This is a genomic window from Yersinia aldovae ATCC 35236 (assembly GCF_000173735.1).
GTDB lineage: Bacteria > Pseudomonadota > Gammaproteobacteria > Enterobacterales > Enterobacteriaceae > Yersinia > Yersinia aldovae.
The window spans coordinates 13,195-31,938 of record NZ_ACCB01000029.1 but is presented as its reverse complement, the minus strand read 5'-3'; the positions used below and the strand labels follow the sequence as shown (position 1 = coordinate 31,938).

Sequence of the window (18,744 nt, the reverse complement as noted above, 5' to 3'; positions counted from 1 at the left end):
GAAAACTCCTTATTTGCTGTCTTTACCGACATGCAGAATCGCCAGGAAAGCCTCTTGTGGTAATTCAACGTTACCCACCTGCTTCATACGTTTCTTACCATCTTTCTGTTTCTGTAGAAGTTTTTTCTTACGGCTAACATCACCGCCATAACACTTCGCCAGCACGTTTTTACGTAACTGTTTCACCGTTGAACGGGCAATGATGTGGTTACCAATGGCGGCCTGAATCGCAATATCAAACTGCTGACGTGGGATCAGTTCTTTCATTTTCTCAACCAGATCTCGGCCACGATACTGCGCGTTGTCACGGTGAGTAATTAACGCCAAAGCATCGACTCGTTCGTTGTTGATAAGCACATCAACACGCACCATGTCAGACGTCTGGAAGCGTTTGAAATTGTAATCCAACGACGCATAACCACGGGATGTTGATTTCAAGCGGTCAAAGAAATCGAGTACCACTTCAGCCATCGGAATTTCATATGTCAGCGCCACTTGGTTACCGTGATAGACCATGTTGGTCTGCATACCACGTTTTTCAATACACAAGGTAATGACGTTACCTAAGTACTCCTGCGGCAACAACATATGACATTCAGCAATCGGCTCACGCAGTTCTTCAATGTTGTTCAGCGCAGGCAGTTTCGATGGGCTATCAACATGAATGGTTTCCTGACTGGTAGTGATCACTTCATATACGACTGTCGGTGCTGTGGTGATCAACTCCAGATCATATTCACGTTCCAGACGTTCCTGAATGATTTCCATGTGCAGCAAACCAAGGAAGCCACAGCGGAAACCAAAGCCCAGAGCGGTGGAGCTTTCTGGTTCATAGAATAACGAGGCGTCGTTAAGACTCAGTTTACCTAACGCATCACGGAAGGCTTCATAGTCATCTGAGCTAATCGGGAACAAGCCTGCGTAAACCTGAGGTTTAACCTTTTTGAAGCCCGGTAATGATTTCTCTGCCGGGTTACGGGCTAATGTCAAAGTATCGCCAACCGGTGCGCCAAGAATGTCTTTTATCGCACACACCAACCAGCCTACTTCACCGCAATTGAGCATATCGCGATCGACACGTTTTGGTGTAAAGATACCCAGACGATCAGCGTTATAGCTTTGGCCAGTACTCATGACCTTAACTTTATCGCCTTTACGTAACGAACCATTCTTAATACGAATTAATGAGACAACACCCAGATAGTTATCAAACCAGGAGTCGATAATCAGTGCCTGCAATGGCCCGTCCGGATCACCCTTTGGCGGCGGAATATCACGCACCAAACGTTCAAGGATATCAGGCACACCCACGCCGGTTTTCGCCGAGCAACGCACAGCATCGGTGGCATCAATACCCACGATATCTTCAATCTCTTCAGCAACGCGCTCAGGATCGGCGGCAGGCAAGTCGATTTTATTTAAAACTGGAACTACTTCCAGGTTCATTTCCATCGCGGTGTAACAGTTCGCTAGCGTCTGGGCCTCAACACCTTGCCCTGCATCAACGACCAGCAATGCCCCTTCACAGGCCGCCAGAGAGCGGGAAACTTCATAAGAGAAGTCAACGTGACCAGGGGTATCGATAAAGTTAAGTTGATAGGTTTGACCATCTTTGGCGTGGTAATCAAGTGTGACACTCTGCGCCTTGATGGTAATGCCACGCTCGCGCTCCAGATCCATAGAATCCAGCACCTGAGCGGCCATTTCGCGCTCAGATAATCCGCCACAAATCTGAATAATACGGTCAGATAGCGTCGACTTACCGTGGTCAATATGGGCAATAATAGAAAAGTTTCTTATGTGCTTCATTTATATGAATTTTTCTCTAGTCGTTGTCTTTAATTAATTATTGGTGGACACAGCGATGGACTCAAACCCAAAACTACCCACATAAATATGCACGCATCTTACACTGTAACTCAGCCTCGTGAAAGGCATCACACTTAGCTTGTTACCTGATTTATCCTGTATAAATGTATCTTTACCTTCCCATCTGACGTATCTGACTCCATGTTTTTTCCTCAGCGTTAGTCAGCAAAGATCCACTCCCCATACTTTATTATATCGATAGCCATGTCAGGTTATGACATTGAGAATAGTAGTTCTAATCGCCAAAGAGCAACCACGCGATGTAACGGTCGAAGCCTGACTCTATTTATCCATATTCTATCGCTAATAATTTTAGGAGAATGCCCATATACTCAACAAGAAAACAACATAGAGTATTAATATTAAATTGTAACAACCAAGTGAGATCTCCTCTTGGCAATGACAAGGATAATATTATGATCGATGAAGGGAAAGTCCTTAGCCGCCATGAGGTTAGAAAAGAAAACTCAATGCTAACTATATTTTCAATAATATTTATACTTGCATTCAGCTTGGTAATTATTATTCTCGCAGTTACAACACCCCTCTTTCCACCCCTTCGGTTCTTTCTATTCTATGTGTGGCCATTGCAGCAATAACATTAAGTAGTTTACTTTATCTACGTTTACACAGTAACCCAATGTTCACCTATTTCCTGTATGAGAAAGGAGTTCGCGTGTTCAACCACCACAATGGTAAAGTCTATTTTATTCCATTTAATAAAATTCGATATATTCATAAATACCATTTAGGAATAAACTCTGATGGTAAAATTAATGCTATGGCTTTTCGCACTTCAAAAGCTCAGCCTTGGAATATCATTATAAACAATATAAAGAATGCATATCCCCTAATGAATACTCTGATACATCAACAAGTAATCAATGTCGGCGTGATTAGTTTAGATAGCTTATCAAAAGGCGAGCCTATTTTATTCGAAGTGATTAAAAGAAATGACAACTGGCTTGTAAAATTAATGCTCCACAGTGTTATTAATATAATTAAAGATAGCACTCTTGCAATAGAGACATCGCCGATTTCACTTAGTGCTCATTGTTTGGCTACAAGCGAAGGCATTATTAATATGGAAGACATACTGTATATCGAAACTCAAAGAGAAACATATCATGATAAAATTCAACTATTTGACGCCAAAGGTAAAATTCTCTTTACAATAGATTACTCAGCATTAGTCAGTGCAGATCTCTTTATTGCATTAGTTGAGCATATGATTCAAAACCGTATCCCAGCCTACCATGCCGATTAGGTAATACGTGTTACTGCTGTTGAATACGGATAGCCGCTGGAGGCAACCCTATTTGTAATACTGTCGGTTGATAAGCACTTTGCCCTTCAATCCTGCTGGCCAACTTTCTGGCAAGTAAGAATCCTAAACTAGCACCAGAAATAGATCCCAGCGCTGTATAAACATCGGCTAAGAATAAGAACTGAAATAAAGCACCACCTGCAATTAACCCAACCAAAGGGGTTAAATAGACCAGTAAAGCAGAACGTAACAGGCTGCCCTCACTAATTCCAACTTCAACCCTTTGCCCAGGTTCTAGTGGTTGCAAAATAGCGACCTGCAAATGATGCTCTGATTCAGGCCCTAGCTCATTTAATAAGTGGCTACCGCAACCACGGCGAGCATGACAGCTCCCACAGCCTGAATGTGGCTCACAGCGTAATAAAGCAATACCGTTTTGCCACGAAATCACTGTAGCCCATTCTTTCATCATTTTGCCGATTCCAGTACAACGCTATCGGCAATACGCTTCGCAGTTGAAGGAGGTAACTCACCCACTACCGTGATTTCTACATTATTACGAGCTTCAGTCTGAACAGTGCGACGCCCCTGGCGCAGGGATTGTTCTGAAGGAACATCTTTACCCGCCGGATTAATGTTTACTGAAAAGCTGAATAAGCCATCACTGTATAATCGGGATTCTGTCGGTGCATCCATATTAGGCAATGTACGACGGCTACGCGACACTTCGGTCACGCCCTCCGGCAACCAACGCGGTGTCCAGGTAAAATCCACCTTGTTTTTAGCTGGCAGCGCAAGCAATGGCGGCATAGACAGTTTTAGCACGCCTTGCAGAATATCTTGAATAGGCTCACCGACAGCAAATGAAATCACCCGAAACTGTTCAAGTGTTTCGCCATCGCGATCTAGCAAGTCTATCCGCATCGGGAGTTTTGTTGCCTCATCCATCCAGATAATATAGCTATATCGCGTACTGTCACGTGCCACGATTCTAATGACCTGACATGGCCGATCAGCCACACGGGCACGGCCGAGTGCAATATAGTTATAGTGTTTTGACAGTTTTTCAAAATCGGGGAATACCGCAGAAGGCAGGGCATCGACAATATGCTCACCACTTAGCGTAAAAGAGTCAAACCCAGGCTCGAAATAGCTTATCTCATTGCCACGTTGAATAATCTCAGTACGTGGGCCATCCATACGCAATAACTGCGCTAATGTCTTTTTATCCAGAATAGCATGTCGATAGCGAAGAGAATCAATCCCTTGCTTGTTAACATTGATATATGACAGCTCATAATTGAGCGACTGGGTGGCACTGCCCATTTCCTGCAACAATTGCATCGGCGTGGTTTCCGCCGATGCAATTGTTGGCATAAACAGGCTGCCCGCCGCTAGATAGACGGAAAACCAAAGTTGCTTCATTACTGCTGCTGCATTCCTAAGGACTGAGTGCCAGGGACTTGAATCGCCGCTTGGGTTGATGCTGAAGGCTGCTGCAGCACGTCATTTTGTGGCAGGCGACGTTGCAATTCGAAATCTTGCAATTGAGTCATCATATTGACACGTCTACGCTGCTCTTGAACCTGATGCTGTTGATTCGTGCCAAAGGAACCATCAGCAGGCACACCAAAACTGACTGGTGATGCTTTGCCCATCATCGGCAAAGTATTAAACGCCGGTGATTCTGATTGCAATGTACCAGATACAGGTTGGTTGTATTGCTGAACACCAACAATGACTGCGAGAGAAACACAAGCAGCAACGCCCACTTGGGTAATCTGGCTGGCCCAAGGGCGAATTTTTGCCCAAAAAGGCATTCTCTGCCAGACATGTGGTTGTGGCTGAGATTCAGGTACTGCACCAGGAATAAAGCGAGCTGGCTCTTTTTTCAGTGCTTCTGCAACACGGCTGACGATGTCCAGATGTAAGACTTCACCAACATCCCCCCGCAGGGTGTCACGGATCAAATGATAACTCTCCCAGCTTTGCTGTAATGCTTTATCTTTCGACAAAGACCCTAGCAGATCGCTATCAAGAGTTTCTCCATCCATCAGAGCGGAAAGCTTTTCTTTCTGCATGCCAAAATACCCTTTGTGTGTCCGCTTATCGCTGAATTAGCGGCTGAATTTTGTTATCGATAGCTTCTCTGGCACGGAAGATACGTGAACGCACAGTACCCACCGGACAGTCCATAATGGCCGCTATTTCCTCATAGCTTAGACCATCCAGCTCCCTGAGTGTAATCGCCATGCGAAGATCTTCAGGAAGTGACTCTATGGTTTTAAAAACTATCTGCCTTAATTCTTCAGACAACATTAAGTTCTCAGGGTTCGATATTTCTTTTAATGCACCCGCATTTTCATAGTTTTCAGCATCATTTGCATCCACATCACTGGATGGCGGGCGCCGCCCCTGAGCGACTAAGTAATTTTTTGCTGTATTGACAGCAATACGGTATAGCCACGTATAAAAAGCGCTATCGCCACGGAATGATTCCAATGCACGATAAGCCTTGATAAAAGATTCCTGAACAACATCAGGAACATCGCCCTGAGGCACATATCGGGATACGAGGCTCGCAACTTTATGCTGGTATCGAATAACCAGTAAATTGAACGATTTTTGGTCCCCTTTCTGGACCCGCTCAACCAGCATCTGATCGGTTAACTGCTCGCTCATCCGAGGTGGACTCTCCCGAAATATATCCTCACGCTAAAAGTAATACTGCCAGCCATATCTTTATCTTCCTGAGCAAGCACTCGCTTGGAGTTTATAAAAATTGCAAAGTTCCATGTTGCCAGATTTTTTGTCTGAATATTCTTTAGACATCTTATACCCATAGCTTTTGCTCTGGGAGATAGGCTAACATGAAATTCACTCTTCTTCTGCACACATCATACGATATGCAATCATCATCTGAACACGTTAGCGATGTATTGATCATCGGAAGTGGCGCTGCCGGCTTGTCTTTGGCTCTACGCCTCGCACCACATTGTAAAGTTACTGTTCTGAGCAAAGGGCCACTCAATGAAGGTGCCACTTTTTATGCTCAGGGAGGTATTGCTGCTGTTTTTGATGAAACTGACAGCATCAGTTCACACGTCGATGATACCCTGATCGCCGGAGCCGGGCTTTGTGACAAAGACGCCGTAGAGTTTATCGCCAGTAACGCCCGCTCTTGCGTACAATGGCTAATCGATCAAGGCGTCCTTTTTGATACCGAAACCAATGCCCGTGGTGAAGAGCGCTATCACCTTACCCGTGAAGGGGGTCATAGTCATCGTCGTATACTGCATACTGCTGATGCTACAGGTAAAGAAGTAGAAACCACCTTAGTCGGTAAAGCAAGCACCCACCCTAATATATTAGTAAAAGAGCGCTGTAATGCAGTGGATCTTATTACCTCGAATAAAATTGGCTTACCGGGAACCAAACGTGTGGTGGGAGCGTATGTCTGGAACCGTGAATTAGAGAAGGTCGAGACACTTCGCGCCAAAGCGGTAGTTTTAGCGACAGGAGGGGCGGCCAAGGTTTATCAATACACCACCAATCCGGATATTTCCTCAGGTGATGGTATTGCTATGGCATGGCGCGCTGGTTGTCGGGTTGCCAATCTGGAATTTAACCAATTCCACCCTACCTGCCTGTTTCACCCGCAAGCACGTAACTTTTTACTGACTGAGGCCTTACGTGGTGAAGGGGCTTACCTTAAGCGCCCTGACGGTAGTCGCTTCATGCTCGATTTTGACACTCGAGGCGAACTGGCCCCGCGTGATATCGTTGCTCGCGCCATCGACCACGAAATGAAACGTCTTGGCGCTGATTGCATGTACTTGGATATCAGCCATAAACCGACTGATTTTGTGATGCAACACTTCCCGATGATCTATGAAAAGCTACTGTCTTTGGGCATCGATCTGACCAAAGAAGCCATTCCAATCGTTCCAGCCGCGCACTATACCTGTGGTGGTGTGATGGTAGATCAACATGGTCGCACGGATCTGGATGGGCTATATGCTATTGGTGAAGTGAGTTATACTGGGTTACATGGTGCTAATCGCATGGCATCCAATTCCTTGTTGGAGTGTCTGGTTTACGGCTGGTCTGCTGCTGAGGATATTCTGACACGGTTGCCTAATGCCAAGTTAGCCAAGCATTTACCGGACTGGGATGAGAGTCGTGTCGATAACTCCGACGAACGGGTTGTCATTCAACATAACTGGCATGAATTACGTCTGTTTATGTGGGATTACGTCGGTATCGTGCGAACAACCAAGCGTTTAGAGCGAGCCTTACGCCGAATTAATACGTTACAGCAGGAAATTGATGAATATTACGCCAATTTCCGCATCTCGAATAATCTACTGGAATTGCGTAATCTGGTGCAGGTTGCTGAGTTGATTGTGCGCTGTGCCATGTCGCGTAAAGAGAGTCGTGGCTTGCACTATACCCTTGATTATCCTGATCAAATGGAAAATCCGCAACCGACCATTCTTCAACCATAGATAATTTTTCGCTCAAGACATCAGCATATTCAGGGCGAAATAATACGCCCTGCTAATCTTGTGCTGATGTCTTTTAATAATTGAGATACTTTTAATAATTAAGATAGAAGTCACTGATTAACTGACGAAATTCGGTTGAATAAATCCCTTCAGATTGGCGCAGATCCAGTTCCTGATATATCGCCTCACCCGCTTGCCGCGACAGTGTCAGCAACATTCGATGCAGCGGTTTACCGGGGCGATCCCTGACATTAACCTGACCACGAACATACCACCCCATCTGACCGCCAAGCCGCGCCAGTTCAATTCCCAGTTCATGAGGTAAAACCACACAAAACATACCGTCGTCTGTGATAAGCTTCTCAGCGCAATTTAGTAGCGCTAAATGTGTTAATGAACCGGTATAACGTGCGGTATCCCGCGCTTCATCGCGACAGGCGACGGCAGGAGCAAAATAAGGTGGATTACTGACAATCAGGTCATACTGTTGAGGATGGTTTTCAGCAAACTGATGGACATCTTGCTCATAAATATGAACACGTGCAGCCCAAGGCGATGATTCTGCATTGCTAATCGCCTGTTGTGCCGCTGCAGGCTCCAGCTCAACACCATCAATGAGTACATCGGATGCCGAACGCTGAGCAATCATCAGAGCAATAAGCCCGCTGCCGCAGCCAATATCCAGTACTCTGCGCGAATTATCCACCGGCACCCAGGCACCGAGTAATACACCATCGGTACCCACTTTCATCGCACAACGGTCGTGTGCCACAAAGAACTGTTTAAAAGTGAAACCACCACCACGTAATACCGGTTTTTCTTCAATTTCTCGCCCATATTAGTCATCAGAATCTATAACCGGCGTAGCATAGGACAATATGATTGAAGGGAAAAGACATCATTACCGCTTAAACAGGTGAAGAATTCGGCTAACCCGTCTATAATCGGCGCCCCAAGTAGAGGAAGACCATGACTGTAACCAATTTTTCCGAACTCGATCTCGATGAACGCCTGATTGACGCACTGCGTGACAAAGGCTATGAGCGTCCAACCGCAATTCAAGCTGCGGCTATTCCGCCAGCAATGGATGGGCGCGACGTATTGGGTTCGGCACCAACAGGTACGGGCAAAACTGCCGCCTTTTTGCTGCCTGCCTTGCAGCATTTGCTGGATTTCCCACGCAAAAAATCTGGCCCACCACGGATTCTAATCCTGACGCCAACCCGTGAATTGGCCATGCAGGTCGCGGATCAAGCCCGTGAGTTAGCTAAACATACACAACTGGATATCGCGACGATAACCGGCGGTGTGGCTTATATGAATCACGCGGAAGTCTTTAGTGAGAATCAGGATATCGTGGTTGCGACCACCGGCCGCTTGTTGCAATACATCAAAGAAGAGAACTTTGACTGCCGGGCTGTGGAAACCCTGATTCTGGACGAAGCTGACCGTATGTTGGATATGGGTTTCGCACAAGATATTGAAACCATCGCCGCAGAAACCCGCTGGCGCAAACAGACGCTCCTGTTCTCCGCTACGCTTGAAGGTGAAGCTATACGTGAGTTTGCAGAACGCATTCTGAACGAGCCGGTAGAGTTGGAAGCAGACCCATCACGTCGCGAACGTAAAAAAATTCTGCAATGGTATTACCGTGCAGACAGTATTGAACATAAAACCGCCTTGCTGGTGCATCTGTTAAAGCAACCAGAAGTGCAGAAATCGATTATTTTCGTTCGTACCCGTGAAAAGGTACACCAATTAGTCAGTTGGCTGCGTGAAGCCGGGATTAACGCTTGGTTCCTCGAAGGCGAAATGGTTCAGGCCAAACGGACTGAAGCAGTTATTCGCCTCAGTGATGGTCGCGTCAATGTGCTGGTTGCAACAGATATCGCTTCACGCGGCCTGGACATCGACGACATCAGCCATGTATTCAACTTTGATCTGCCGCTGACCTCTGACGTCTACCTGCACCGCATTGGCCGTACAGGTCGCGCTGGGCGTAAAGGTGTGGCTATTTCATTGGTGGAAGCCCATGACCATCTGTTATTGGGCAAGATTGGACGTTACCTGAACGAGCCACTGAAGCCTCGGGTTATTGATGAGTTGCGCCCTACCAGCAAGGCACCAAGCGAAAAAGCCACAGGTAAACCCTCTAAAAAGGTCTTAGCGAAGCGTAAAGAGCTAAAAGAAGCCAGTAAAGAAAAAGTGAAGGTTAAAGTTCGTCACCGCGATGCCAAAAATGTGGGCAAACGCCGTAAACCGAAAGACAAGCCTGATACTAAAACTACGGGTTAATAACTCAACACCCGAACAAAAAACCGCTGACGTCAAACTCAGCGGTTTTTTATTATTCAAACGGTTGCTGATAGACCTCTGCCCACTTTTTCCCGCGTAGCCAGGCATTCAATTGCTGATGATTTTTCTGCATCTTAGCGCTTTGCAGGGTCATCGGGGTCATCGCTAAATACTGTTGAAACGTTGCCCCTTGCTTGTTACGTAACTCAGGATCTGCACCCGCTTTTAATAAGCGCAGAGCCAAGTCTGGTGCATTGGTTTTACCCGCTAAATGCAGTGGGGTATCTCCCATCCGATCGGCCAGATTCGGATCAACCCCAGCAACCAGTAATAAGATCACTTGTACTTCACGCCCGGCCATAACGGCGGCCGCCAGTGGTGTCGCTAATGTCACACTGTTTCGCGTGTTCGGCTGGAGGCGGCCATCGAGTAAAAGATGCATGTAATGCGCATCCTGAATACTGGCTGCAGTATGCCATGCAGTATCGCCTTGTAATCCGGGCTGAGAAGGATCTGCGTACTCTTGCAATAATGCCGTCAAACTTTCTGGCTGTTGGTTAAGGATCGCCCATTGCAGTAAAGTTATCGACTGCTCACCTTGCTGACGTAATAATGTTGTATTGGCCAACTGATGGATCTGTTTTACGTCTCCGCGAACAATCGCCTCTGCAATTGGCATGACCAATGGATCGCTGAAAGCCGTGTTAATATCTGTCATTGCGTGTGCCTCAAAACTCAGTAGTGGGATCAAAACACCAAAGATGACGTAACGTATCTGACGTTTCACCCTTATTGTCAGTGTTGATTCAGGCATCCTGCCGCCCCCAAGGTTGCTGTTCATCCATTGAGCTGAGAACTTTATCAATACCATGCGCCGCCAGACGGCGTTCCAGGTGTTTATGCGGTAGCCAATCATCCAACCCGGTGAGTTTATCGCTATTTATCAGAGTGATTTTATGGCCAATCGCATCAGGAATCAGTGATGTAGACTCCTGAGTATCTGTCAATAAATCATATTGTTCGCTATAGCGCCGAATCCCGCCATTCTCTGCCGCCAGCCGCGCTTGAACGGGGTTAAGCCCCATGCGGTTCAGTGTATGATCAGAAACGCCAGCAGCGTTGAATGTTACCGCAAAAGTTCCGGTTGCTAACGCTGCAGTGGCCGCCAGCCCACCACCGAGCGAGTGCCCAGTGATCACCAGATCATCGCCAAAAGCCATTCTTGCCGCCTTCCCCAAAGCAACAGCCTGATTGTATTGCACATCCTCATAGCCGGTAGCTTGACGAATGTTACTCAACCAGTCCTGCATATCATTGGTGCCAGCAAAGGCTAAAACATATTGTTGATTATCAGAGTAAATTCCAGCCATAAAACCTGAAGCGCTATTAGATAGACTCGCAGGATCGATACCTGCTGCCAATAATGCACGGTCACTTAAACGGGAAAAACCAGCAAAGTTAACTGAAATGGGAGAGTAGACGTCTTTAGCAATCAATGCTAATGAATAGTCCGCTTGCTGTGATCCTTGCCCACTTGAGAGAGGTATATTATTGCTACCGAGAATACTCTCCTTATCTGCCACAATTCCTTCAGCACGCGACAAGCCAAGATTCGCAACCATGCTGTAGTAAAGCTCATTACTCGCCGGTACTGTGGTCAAGTGTGTCATCGCTATCGTTTGAGCTGTACGTGTCGCTGCTACAGATACAACATCGTCTTTCCCTGTGGGTGCAGATAAACTGACTCGCCCCATAGAACCCGCCAATGAAGCAGGTGCAATCATATTGACCGATGCACTCATACCAACTCCTTGTCGAAAGATGATCCAGATGGTTAACTAAGATTAATCATCTATCTATCGACACATCGGATGAGTTCTTAAATGAAATTGATAAATTTTATTTATATAATTTTTAAAATGTGATCCTACTCTGATTTATGACTTTATAACCCCCTTTGGCGGGCTGACATCAAGTACAGACGAACATGAATCTATCATTTTCGCACAGGAGCCAATTCCCCATAATCAAACGCTAATTCCGCCAACGCATAAGTTTAATACATGGATGGGAACCGCCTGGGAAGGCGCTCAAGAGGAATTAAAAGCCAGCAGCATTACCGCTGCAACCCAACAGAAAACCGCGTTGATAAAGCAGGTATCAGGGCACATCAACATCTTACTCGACGCCATTGCAACGAATAATCGACAGACTGATATTCAGCAATTGGCAGCATTCAAACATTACCGAATCGCGTTAATGCACCCCACCCCGCGGAAGATTCTCATAAGGTCTAAATAAATGTACAGCCCGCTTTAATAAGCCATTCGGGAATATATCGATTAAAACCTTCAGCTTTACAGTATTCTTTAAAGGCGCTTTGCGAGTTTACATTCGCCTTTCCATATATCGATTGCAATTTATTTGCTATTGTACGGTTAGAAAGGTTTAGTTTTCTCCCTATTTCTTTAGCGTTGAGGGATTGTAATAAGAAGAATATCACTTCAAGTTCTTTGTTAGTGAAATCATTTGTAGGTGGCTTCATTATCAATACTGGAGGCGGGGTCTTATTAAATAAATCACATATGGAAATAAAATTGAATTTTGTCACATGAAAAATAGTGCCAATACATTTTTTCTCATTGTCAAACAGAGGGAATTTTTCACAAAGCGTATGCTCCTGACCGAATAAACAGGTCTGAATCATAGCTACACGTTTCTTATCCGTCTCAACGGCCCTGTCTTGCTTTTGTAAATCTGGCGCAAATTCTGCCCACTGAGCAGGACATTCGCTGTCTAATCGGCCTTCAATATCAAAATTAAGGGGTAATTGGCTATATTTAAGGGTAGCTTTATTTGCATACATAAAGCGCGATTCACAATCTTTTACCCCCCACGGCTCATCATTATTTTCCATAAATGATATGAGCGAACCGAAAGGCTCTGCATCAAGTTCCTTAGAACCAATTATTTTTTTGTGATTATTTTTATCCATCATTATTTCCTCATTTTTAAATTAAAGACATTCTATGAGTATGGAATATTTAGCCCAATAGATATAACAATGCCATAATATAAAATTATGGCTTTTTCTTTATGATACAAATTATCCAATAAATAGTACTGGCAATGATTAATGAATTGAATGACGGAATACCAAAATCAATATTCATACCGCCGATAGTTCCTACAACACAAGCCGCGATAGCCTTCCAGCCAATTAATTGCGTTGATTCAGGCAGCGCCTGCATCTGGCGAGAGGCACCAAGCAATTGGCGGCTGGTACGTAACACATAGTAGTCAACCAGCATGACACCTGATATTGGCGGAAAGACAACACCGAGTAGCATGAGAAAATCCGTAAACTTATCTAAAATCCCTACTATTGATAAGAGAGTACCCACGATACCGAGTAAAACCGTCAGCCAAGTTCGACTCCATCTGTTACCCGTTATTCCTTGTACCACGTTTGTAAGGGCGAGCGATGAAGAATATAAGCAAACATCATTAATCTTGATGGTAGCAAGAATAACGGTGAGTAACCCGCCCCCCCCAGATGTTTGGATCATAATTGTTACCACATCGGCAGTGTCGAGTGCATGAGCAATCAATATGGCGATACCATTAACAATAAATTCACCCACCAAGATGCAGATCATCGTCATCCAAAATACGTGCCTACTATTTTTACAATAGCGACTAATATCGGGTGTCATTAATGCACCGACAATGTACCCCCCTGCCACCATGGTAGCACCAGCAGCAATAGTAATAGGTGTTCCAGTAGGGATGACGGCAACCAGATCAGCAATATGATGTCCTGCTAACAGATTTAACGAAATCCAGAAAATTGCCATAAAGAAGAGAGGCACGGCGAGTTTTGCAGTCCAGCTCAATGCGCTGAACCCGAATGCAACCAGTATTGTAAACCCTATCCCGGAGATAGCGGCAGCCCAACTAAAACTGATCAAATCTCCCGACATGTGATTCAAACTATCGGCAAGAACTGCATTTAATATGCCAAACCAACCAAGCAGACTAATCACTATTCCGCCGCCAATAATAACCGAGCCGATACGACCAAAGCCGCACCAACGAGCGAGTAGACTGATTGACAACCCCTCACGTGCGCCTGCAATACCAAGCCCGAGGCTAACAAATTGAAGCAGTAAACTCCCTAAAAAGGTTGCCAGCATCGCCTGGGTAAACGTCATTCCATGCCCTAAGGTAGCACCTAACATAAATTGGGCTAATGTTGTTATTGCCCCCACTCTGACCAATGTGACTGAGAGAAAACTTGATTTGGCAGATAAAGGTAAGCGACTCACAGAATAATCGTCGCCGAGGGGAGAGAGTCCATTCATTATTTCTTCTCCTTATATTTTACTAACTTTAATAAAAACACTTATAATTTAATTTATTAATATGAACATAATATTTTCATGAATATCCATTATTCTATTTTTTAGATAAAAATCTTGCCAAGAGATCACAAGATTAGTAACGTACCAAGTATTGAAAAGCAAGTTCTATTTTATCCATAATGAGAATGGCTGATTTATTTTACGTAGTAATATAAATATTAAATATGAGGATTATATGTGTAATAATAGCCAACACCTGCACCTTCCTGACGAAATTCCACTGCAATTAACGCTATCATGGGAAGACAGTGATGAAGCTTGGGGATTCAAAGATCTTGATTCGCGCTATTTGTATGCTAACACTCCATTTTTTGAACTATTAAATTTGCCACTAAAATTTTGTATTAAAGGTTTGTCAGATGGAGAACTACCTCACCCTTCTTTTGCAAAATTATCACCCCAATTTAGAGAGCAAGAGCAGCTAGCGGCGATAACGAAAAAAAGGGTATCTTCAATTGAGATGCATTATTTTGGCCGCAAAAAAAAATTTCAACTTTATATTTTCGATAAAATTCCATTTTTAAATAGTAAACAAGAGTGCTTGGGTATTATGTTCCATGGAAGAAAAATGGATTTGCTCACAGTTGAGCAATATGTTGACCAAGAATTACCTCTTACATTATTAGTTGAAAAACCAGATGATTTTTTTACTGATGAAGAATTTGATGTCGTGTTTTATTTACTGCAAAATGCAAGTAATAAAACTATAGCCCGGAGGCTAGCTATCTCTGAGCAAGAGGCTGAAAGTTATCGAGGAAAAATTCACCTTAAAGCATACAGTGATTCATTTCACGATTTTAAAGAATTCTGCAAAAAAAATGGTTATAGCCATTATGTTCCTCAAAAATTCCTCGAACCTAGCTCCATAATTATTCATAATTCAGAATGGAATATTAGTGATGTAGAGCGGTCAGCCGAACAAAATTAGCCCAACGGATAAATTCCAACAAGATTGGAATTTATATTTAATATATATCAGACAGTTGCTTAACTAACGTACGTTTTCGTATTGTGGGTCATCGAATCCCAATATCTATGATAAATAATAGGCTATAGAATGGTGACATAGAATAACACTGAATGCCCTCGTACTTTTTTATATAGTACTGTTTTGATGTCTATTCCTCCCAATGAGATTAACCGTTTTTTGTTCCTAAAGAAAAACAAACATGCCATCGCAGTGGCATGGATTCAAAAAATACATATTAAATAAAGAATAAAAATCATAATGTTAAACAAAAAATAAAGGGAGCCTAAGCTCCCTTTAAAATTTGTTTCAACTTAACGCTATAACAGAAATTACAGGCTTTCAGTGAAAGTACGCGTAATCACGTCGCGTTGCTGTTCTGGCGTCAGCGAGTTGAAGCGCACAGCATAACCAGAAACTCGAATCGTCAGCTGAGGGTATTTTTCTGGGTTTTTAACTGCATCTTCCAGTGTTTCACGGCGCAGAACGTTAACGTTCAAATGCTGACCACCTTCAACACGTACCGTAGGTTGCAGTTCCAGTGGAACTTCGCGATATTCGATCTGACCTAACTCACTTGCAGGAACGATTTGATCTTCTGCATAGCCAGATTTAGCGCAAACGCAGCGCAGTTCAGCCTTTTCATCATCTAACAGCCAAAAAGAGTTCAATAAGGCTTCATTGTTAGCTTTAGTGATTTGAATACCAGTAATCATTTGGTGCCTCCGTAATACGGCTTTAAATTCCAAGGGGAGAAAAGCTACCTTGGTTATTTGGTAAAACCATTGTTGTCTTATTGTTCTATATACCAGTCACACACGCGCTATTCTTTGATATAAATCAAACTTCCCGCCCTCACGATAGGGGCAGTAAAGGCAAATTTATGTTTTATATCAATTTTATTAGTATGACAAATGACAATTATTTTTGTAAATATTCAACATTTTTTACAATTCGCGGTCAAAAAATAACCACCAAATCACAGAGTCTGGTTTAACGGTTTCACTCATCAGCTTGAACCGGTAAGCTATCGCGCATCAATACCTTACACTACCAAGGAGAGTGTTTATGTCCGCCTCCCTTAACTGGCACGATGTGATCGGCCTGGAAAAAGAACAACCTTATTTCAAAGATACGCTCGCCTTTGTGACAGCAGAACGCAGTGTTGGGAAGATTATCTACCCGCCACAAAAAGATGTGTTTAACGCATTTCGCTTAACTGAGCTGGATCAAGTAAAAGTAGTGATTCTGGGGCAAGATCCCTACCACGGCCCCAATCAGGCGCATGGGCTGTCGTTCTCAGTCTTACCCGGTGTACCTGCGCCCCCCTCTCTGGTGAACATGTATAAAGAGCTGACCACTGATATTCCAGGCTTTCAGCGCCCTAATCACGGCTTTTTACAAAGTTGGGCAGAACAAGGCGTTTTACTACTAAATACAGTGCTGACAGTTGAAGCCGGCAAAGCACACTCTCACGCTAATCTCGGCTGGGAAACCTTCACGGATAAAGTGATTGCCGCATTAAATGAACACCGTGACGGCGTGATTTTTATGTTGTGGGGAGCACATGCACAGAAAAAGGGCCGCATCATTAATACTCAGCGCCATTTTATTTTGAAAGCACCACACCCATCACCACTCTCTGCACATCGTGGTTTTCTTGGTTGTAAGCACTTCTCACAAGCGAACCAACTCTTGCAGCAGCATGGTCAGCAACCGATTGACTGGCAACCTAAATTGCCAACGGCTGAATAAAACGTCATTTACTGAAGAAAACAAAATAAAAAAGGCACCCGCAAAGGTGCCTTTCCACATCAGGTCACCTTAAGCTTTCGCTTTAGACACCGCAACCATCGCTGGACGCAGCAGACGGCCATTCAGCGTATAGCCTTTTTGCATCACCATCATCACATGATTTGGCTCGTGGTCAGCAGACTCAAGCATCGTCATTGCCTGATGAACTTCAGGATTAAACGGCACATGGGTCTCACCGACAACTTCGATACCAAATTTACCTACTGCATCAAGCAGTGATTTCAGTGTTAGTTCAACACCTTCAATCATTGAGGTTAGCTCAGTATTGGATTTATCGGCTGTATCCAGCGCCCGTTCAAGGTTATCGATAACAGGCAATAATTCAGCTGAGAAACGTTCCAAGGCAAATTTATGCGCTTTTTCAACATCCAATTCAGTACGACGACGGATATTCTCAACTTCAGCCTTAGCGCGTAGTAAGCTCTCGCGCTCACGCTGTACGGCCGCAGCCAACTGCGCTTCAAGCTCAGTAACACGCGGATCTACACCGTCACCCGTCTCTTGTGTTACTTCCACTTGCTGCTCTGCTGCATTTTCCATTTCTTCCGAGGCTTGCTCGTTTGATGTTTTCTGTTCTTTACTACTCATGGATATCTCCGCGTTTTAGCATTAATCTCGCTACTTGGCATATTATGGGGATCAAAACCGGGGATTCAAGGGAACCGGCCATAATGTAGGGTAAAAGACGCCCCAGTAAGGAAAATCACGGCAATGAATAATAAAAGATTCAATTGTATTGGTATTGTCGGCCACCCACGACACCCGGCCGCACTTGCCACCCATGAAATGCTCTACCACTGGCTAAACGCCAGAGGCTACGATGTCATGGTTGAACAGCAAATTGCCAAAGATCTCAATTTAACCGATGCAACCACCGGTAGCCTGGCAGATATCGGCCAAAAAGCAGACCTTGCTGTAGTGGTCGGTGGTGATGGCAATATGCTCGGCGCTGCACGGGTATTGGCGCGTTATGATATCAAAGTGATTGGCGTCAATAGAGGCAATCTGGGCTTTCTAACCGACTTGGACCCGGATAACGCCCAACAGCAGCTTTCCGATGTGCTGGAAGGCGAATACCTGAGCGAACAACGTTTTCTGCTGGAAGCGCAGGTAACGCGCGCTAATCAGCAAAGCCGCATCAGCACAGCTATCAATGAAGTGGTTCTACACCCAGGCAAAGTAGCCCATATGATTGAATTCGAAGTGTATATTGATGACCGCTTCGCCTTTTCACAACGATCTGATGGCTTGATTATTGCCACACCGACCGGCTCTACCGCCTATTCACTCTCTGCTGGCGGCCCAATCCTCACCCCTACGCTGGACGCCATCGTATTGGTACCGATGTTCCCACACACTTTAACAGCCCGGCCCCTGGTTATTAATAGTAGCAGCACCATCCGATTGAAGTTCTCACAAATCACCAGCGACTTGGAAATAAGCTGCGACAGCCAGATAGCCTTGCCTATTCAGGAAGGTGAAGAGGTATTAATTCGGCGTAGTGATTTTCACCTCAATCTTATTCACCCCAAGGACTATAGCTATTTCAATACGTTAAGCACAAAACTGGGTTGGTCAAAAAAATTATTCTAAAAAGTG

General features: G+C 44.6%; 18 protein-coding genes and 1 pseudogene. 7 read left to right on the top strand and 12 right to left on the bottom strand.

The genetic code is table 11. From position 1 onward, the window contains the following. Positions 1 to 9 precede the first annotated feature (9 nt). Entirely contained in the window at positions 10 to 1,809 is a 1,800-nt protein-coding gene (lepA, locus tag YALDO0001_RS13705; protein WP_004703996.1) for a translation elongation factor 4, read from the bottom strand. A 476-nt stretch (positions 1,810 to 2,285) separates the two neighbouring features. Here lepA and YALDO0001_RS13700 point away from each other — a divergent pair. Continuing rightward, a pseudogene (locus YALDO0001_RS13700) lies at positions 2,286 to 3,136 on the top strand (hypothetical protein). Positions 3,137 to 3,146: 10 nt separating this feature from the next. Here the strand turns inward: YALDO0001_RS13700 and rseC are convergent. Genes rseC through rpoE form a run of 4 tightly spaced genes read right to left on the bottom strand, consistent with a single transcriptional unit; the run spans position 3,147 to position 5,818 of the window. Then, the gene (gene rseC, locus YALDO0001_RS13695; protein ID WP_042840076.1) at positions 3,147 to 3,608 is read right to left on the bottom strand and encodes a SoxR-reducing system protein RseC; all 462 of its coding nucleotides are present in this window, start codon (positions 3,606 to 3,608) and stop codon (positions 3,147 to 3,149) included. Beyond that, positions 3,605 to 4,561 (bottom strand): sigma-E factor regulatory protein RseB, encoded by a 957-nt coding sequence (gene rseB / locus YALDO0001_RS13690; RefSeq protein ID WP_004703994.1) that lies wholly within the window; start codon positions 4,559 to 4,561, stop codon positions 3,605 to 3,607. Before rseB ends, rseC begins: the two co-directional genes overlap by 4 nt. Further along, positions 4,561 to 5,217, bottom strand: a complete 657-nt coding sequence (gene rseA / locus YALDO0001_RS13685; protein WP_042840075.1) for an anti-sigma-E factor RseA — start codon at positions 5,215 to 5,217, stop codon at positions 4,561 to 4,563. Before rseA ends, rseB begins: the two co-directional genes overlap by 1 nt. A 25-nt stretch (positions 5,218 to 5,242) precedes the next feature. Then, positions 5,243 to 5,818, bottom strand: coding sequence for an RNA polymerase sigma factor RpoE (rpoE, locus tag YALDO0001_RS13680; protein ID WP_004703993.1), 576 nt, complete (start codon positions 5,816 to 5,818; stop codon positions 5,243 to 5,245). A 224-nt stretch (positions 5,819 to 6,042) separates the two neighbouring features. On the opposite strand from rpoE, the gene nadB reads away from it, so the two are divergent. Beyond that, positions 6,043 to 7,644: an L-aspartate oxidase gene (nadB, locus tag YALDO0001_RS13675; protein WP_004703992.1), complete on the top strand. Its 1,602-nt coding sequence runs from the start codon at positions 6,043 to 6,045 to the stop codon at positions 7,642 to 7,644. 91 nt (positions 7,645 to 7,735) lie between these two features. On the opposite strand, the gene trmN is transcribed toward nadB, so the two are convergent. Further along, the gene (gene trmN, locus YALDO0001_RS13670; protein WP_042840074.1) at positions 7,736 to 8,470 is read right to left on the bottom strand and encodes a tRNA(1)(Val) (adenine(37)-N(6))-methyltransferase TrmN; all 735 of its coding nucleotides are present in this window, start codon (positions 8,468 to 8,470) and stop codon (positions 7,736 to 7,738) included. A gap of 143 nt (positions 8,471 to 8,613) precedes the next feature. Between trmN and srmB the strand changes: the two genes are divergently transcribed. Then, the gene (gene srmB, locus YALDO0001_RS13665) at positions 8,614 to 9,939 is read left to right on the top strand and encodes an ATP-dependent RNA helicase SrmB (protein ID WP_004703990.1); all 1,326 of its coding nucleotides are present in this window, start codon (positions 8,614 to 8,616) and stop codon (positions 9,937 to 9,939) included. A gap of 52 nt (positions 9,940 to 9,991) precedes the next feature. Here the strand turns inward: srmB and YALDO0001_RS13660 are convergent, their stop codons facing one another. Next, a complete protein-coding gene (locus YALDO0001_RS13660; RefSeq protein WP_042840084.1) occupies positions 9,992 to 10,657 on the bottom strand; it encodes an ankyrin repeat domain-containing protein in 666 nt (221 codons plus the stop codon). Positions 10,658 to 10,745: 88 nt separating this feature from the next. Beyond that, the gene (locus tag YALDO0001_RS13655) at positions 10,746 to 11,609 is read right to left on the bottom strand and encodes a Tle-like phospholipase domain-containing protein (RefSeq protein ID WP_391595486.1); all 864 of its coding nucleotides are present in this window, start codon (positions 11,607 to 11,609) and stop codon (positions 10,746 to 10,748) included. A gap of 262 nt (positions 11,610 to 11,871) precedes the next feature. On the opposite strand from YALDO0001_RS13655, the gene YALDO0001_RS13650 reads away from it, so the two are divergent. After that, positions 11,872 to 12,240, top strand: coding sequence for a tail fiber assembly protein (locus tag YALDO0001_RS13650; protein WP_345786560.1), 369 nt, complete (start codon positions 11,872 to 11,874; stop codon positions 12,238 to 12,240). On the opposite strand, the gene YALDO0001_RS13645 is transcribed toward YALDO0001_RS13650, so the two are convergent. After that, the gene (locus YALDO0001_RS13645) at positions 12,233 to 12,934 is read right to left on the bottom strand and encodes a PAS domain-containing protein (protein ID WP_042840072.1); all 702 of its coding nucleotides are present in this window, start codon (positions 12,932 to 12,934) and stop codon (positions 12,233 to 12,235) included. The genes YALDO0001_RS13650 and YALDO0001_RS13645 overlap by 8 nt on opposite strands. 85 nt (positions 12,935 to 13,019) lie before the next feature. Then, the gene (locus tag YALDO0001_RS13640; protein ID WP_004703986.1) at positions 13,020 to 14,303 is read right to left on the bottom strand and encodes a cytosine permease; all 1,284 of its coding nucleotides are present in this window, start codon (positions 14,301 to 14,303) and stop codon (positions 13,020 to 13,022) included. 235 nt (positions 14,304 to 14,538) lie between these two features. Here YALDO0001_RS13640 and YALDO0001_RS13635 point away from each other — a divergent pair, with 235 nt between their 5' ends. After that, positions 14,539 to 15,291, top strand: a complete 753-nt coding sequence (locus YALDO0001_RS13635; RefSeq protein ID WP_004703985.1) for a PAS domain-containing protein — start codon at positions 14,539 to 14,541, stop codon at positions 15,289 to 15,291. Between the two features lie 371 nt (positions 15,292 to 15,662). Here YALDO0001_RS13635 and grcA read toward each other — a convergent pair whose 3' ends face one another. After that, a complete protein-coding gene (gene grcA / locus YALDO0001_RS13630) occupies positions 15,663 to 16,046 on the bottom strand; it encodes an autonomous glycyl radical cofactor GrcA (RefSeq protein WP_004703984.1) in 384 nt (127 codons plus the stop codon). A gap of 352 nt (positions 16,047 to 16,398) precedes the next feature. On the opposite strand from grcA, the gene ung reads away from it, so the two are divergent. Beyond that, positions 16,399 to 17,085, top strand: coding sequence for a uracil-DNA glycosylase (gene ung / locus YALDO0001_RS13625; RefSeq protein ID WP_004703983.1), 687 nt, complete (start codon positions 16,399 to 16,401; stop codon positions 17,083 to 17,085). A gap of 69 nt (positions 17,086 to 17,154) precedes the next feature. On the opposite strand, the gene grpE is transcribed toward ung, so the two are convergent. Then, entirely contained in the window at positions 17,155 to 17,733 is a 579-nt protein-coding gene (gene grpE / locus YALDO0001_RS13620; protein ID WP_004703982.1) for a nucleotide exchange factor GrpE, read from the bottom strand. A gap of 123 nt (positions 17,734 to 17,856) precedes the next feature. Between grpE and nadK the strand changes: the two genes are divergently transcribed. After that, positions 17,857 to 18,738 (top strand): NAD(+) kinase, encoded by an 882-nt coding sequence (nadK, locus tag YALDO0001_RS13615; protein ID WP_004703981.1) that lies wholly within the window; start codon positions 17,857 to 17,859, stop codon positions 18,736 to 18,738. The last annotated feature ends 6 nt before the right edge of the window (positions 18,739 to 18,744 follow it).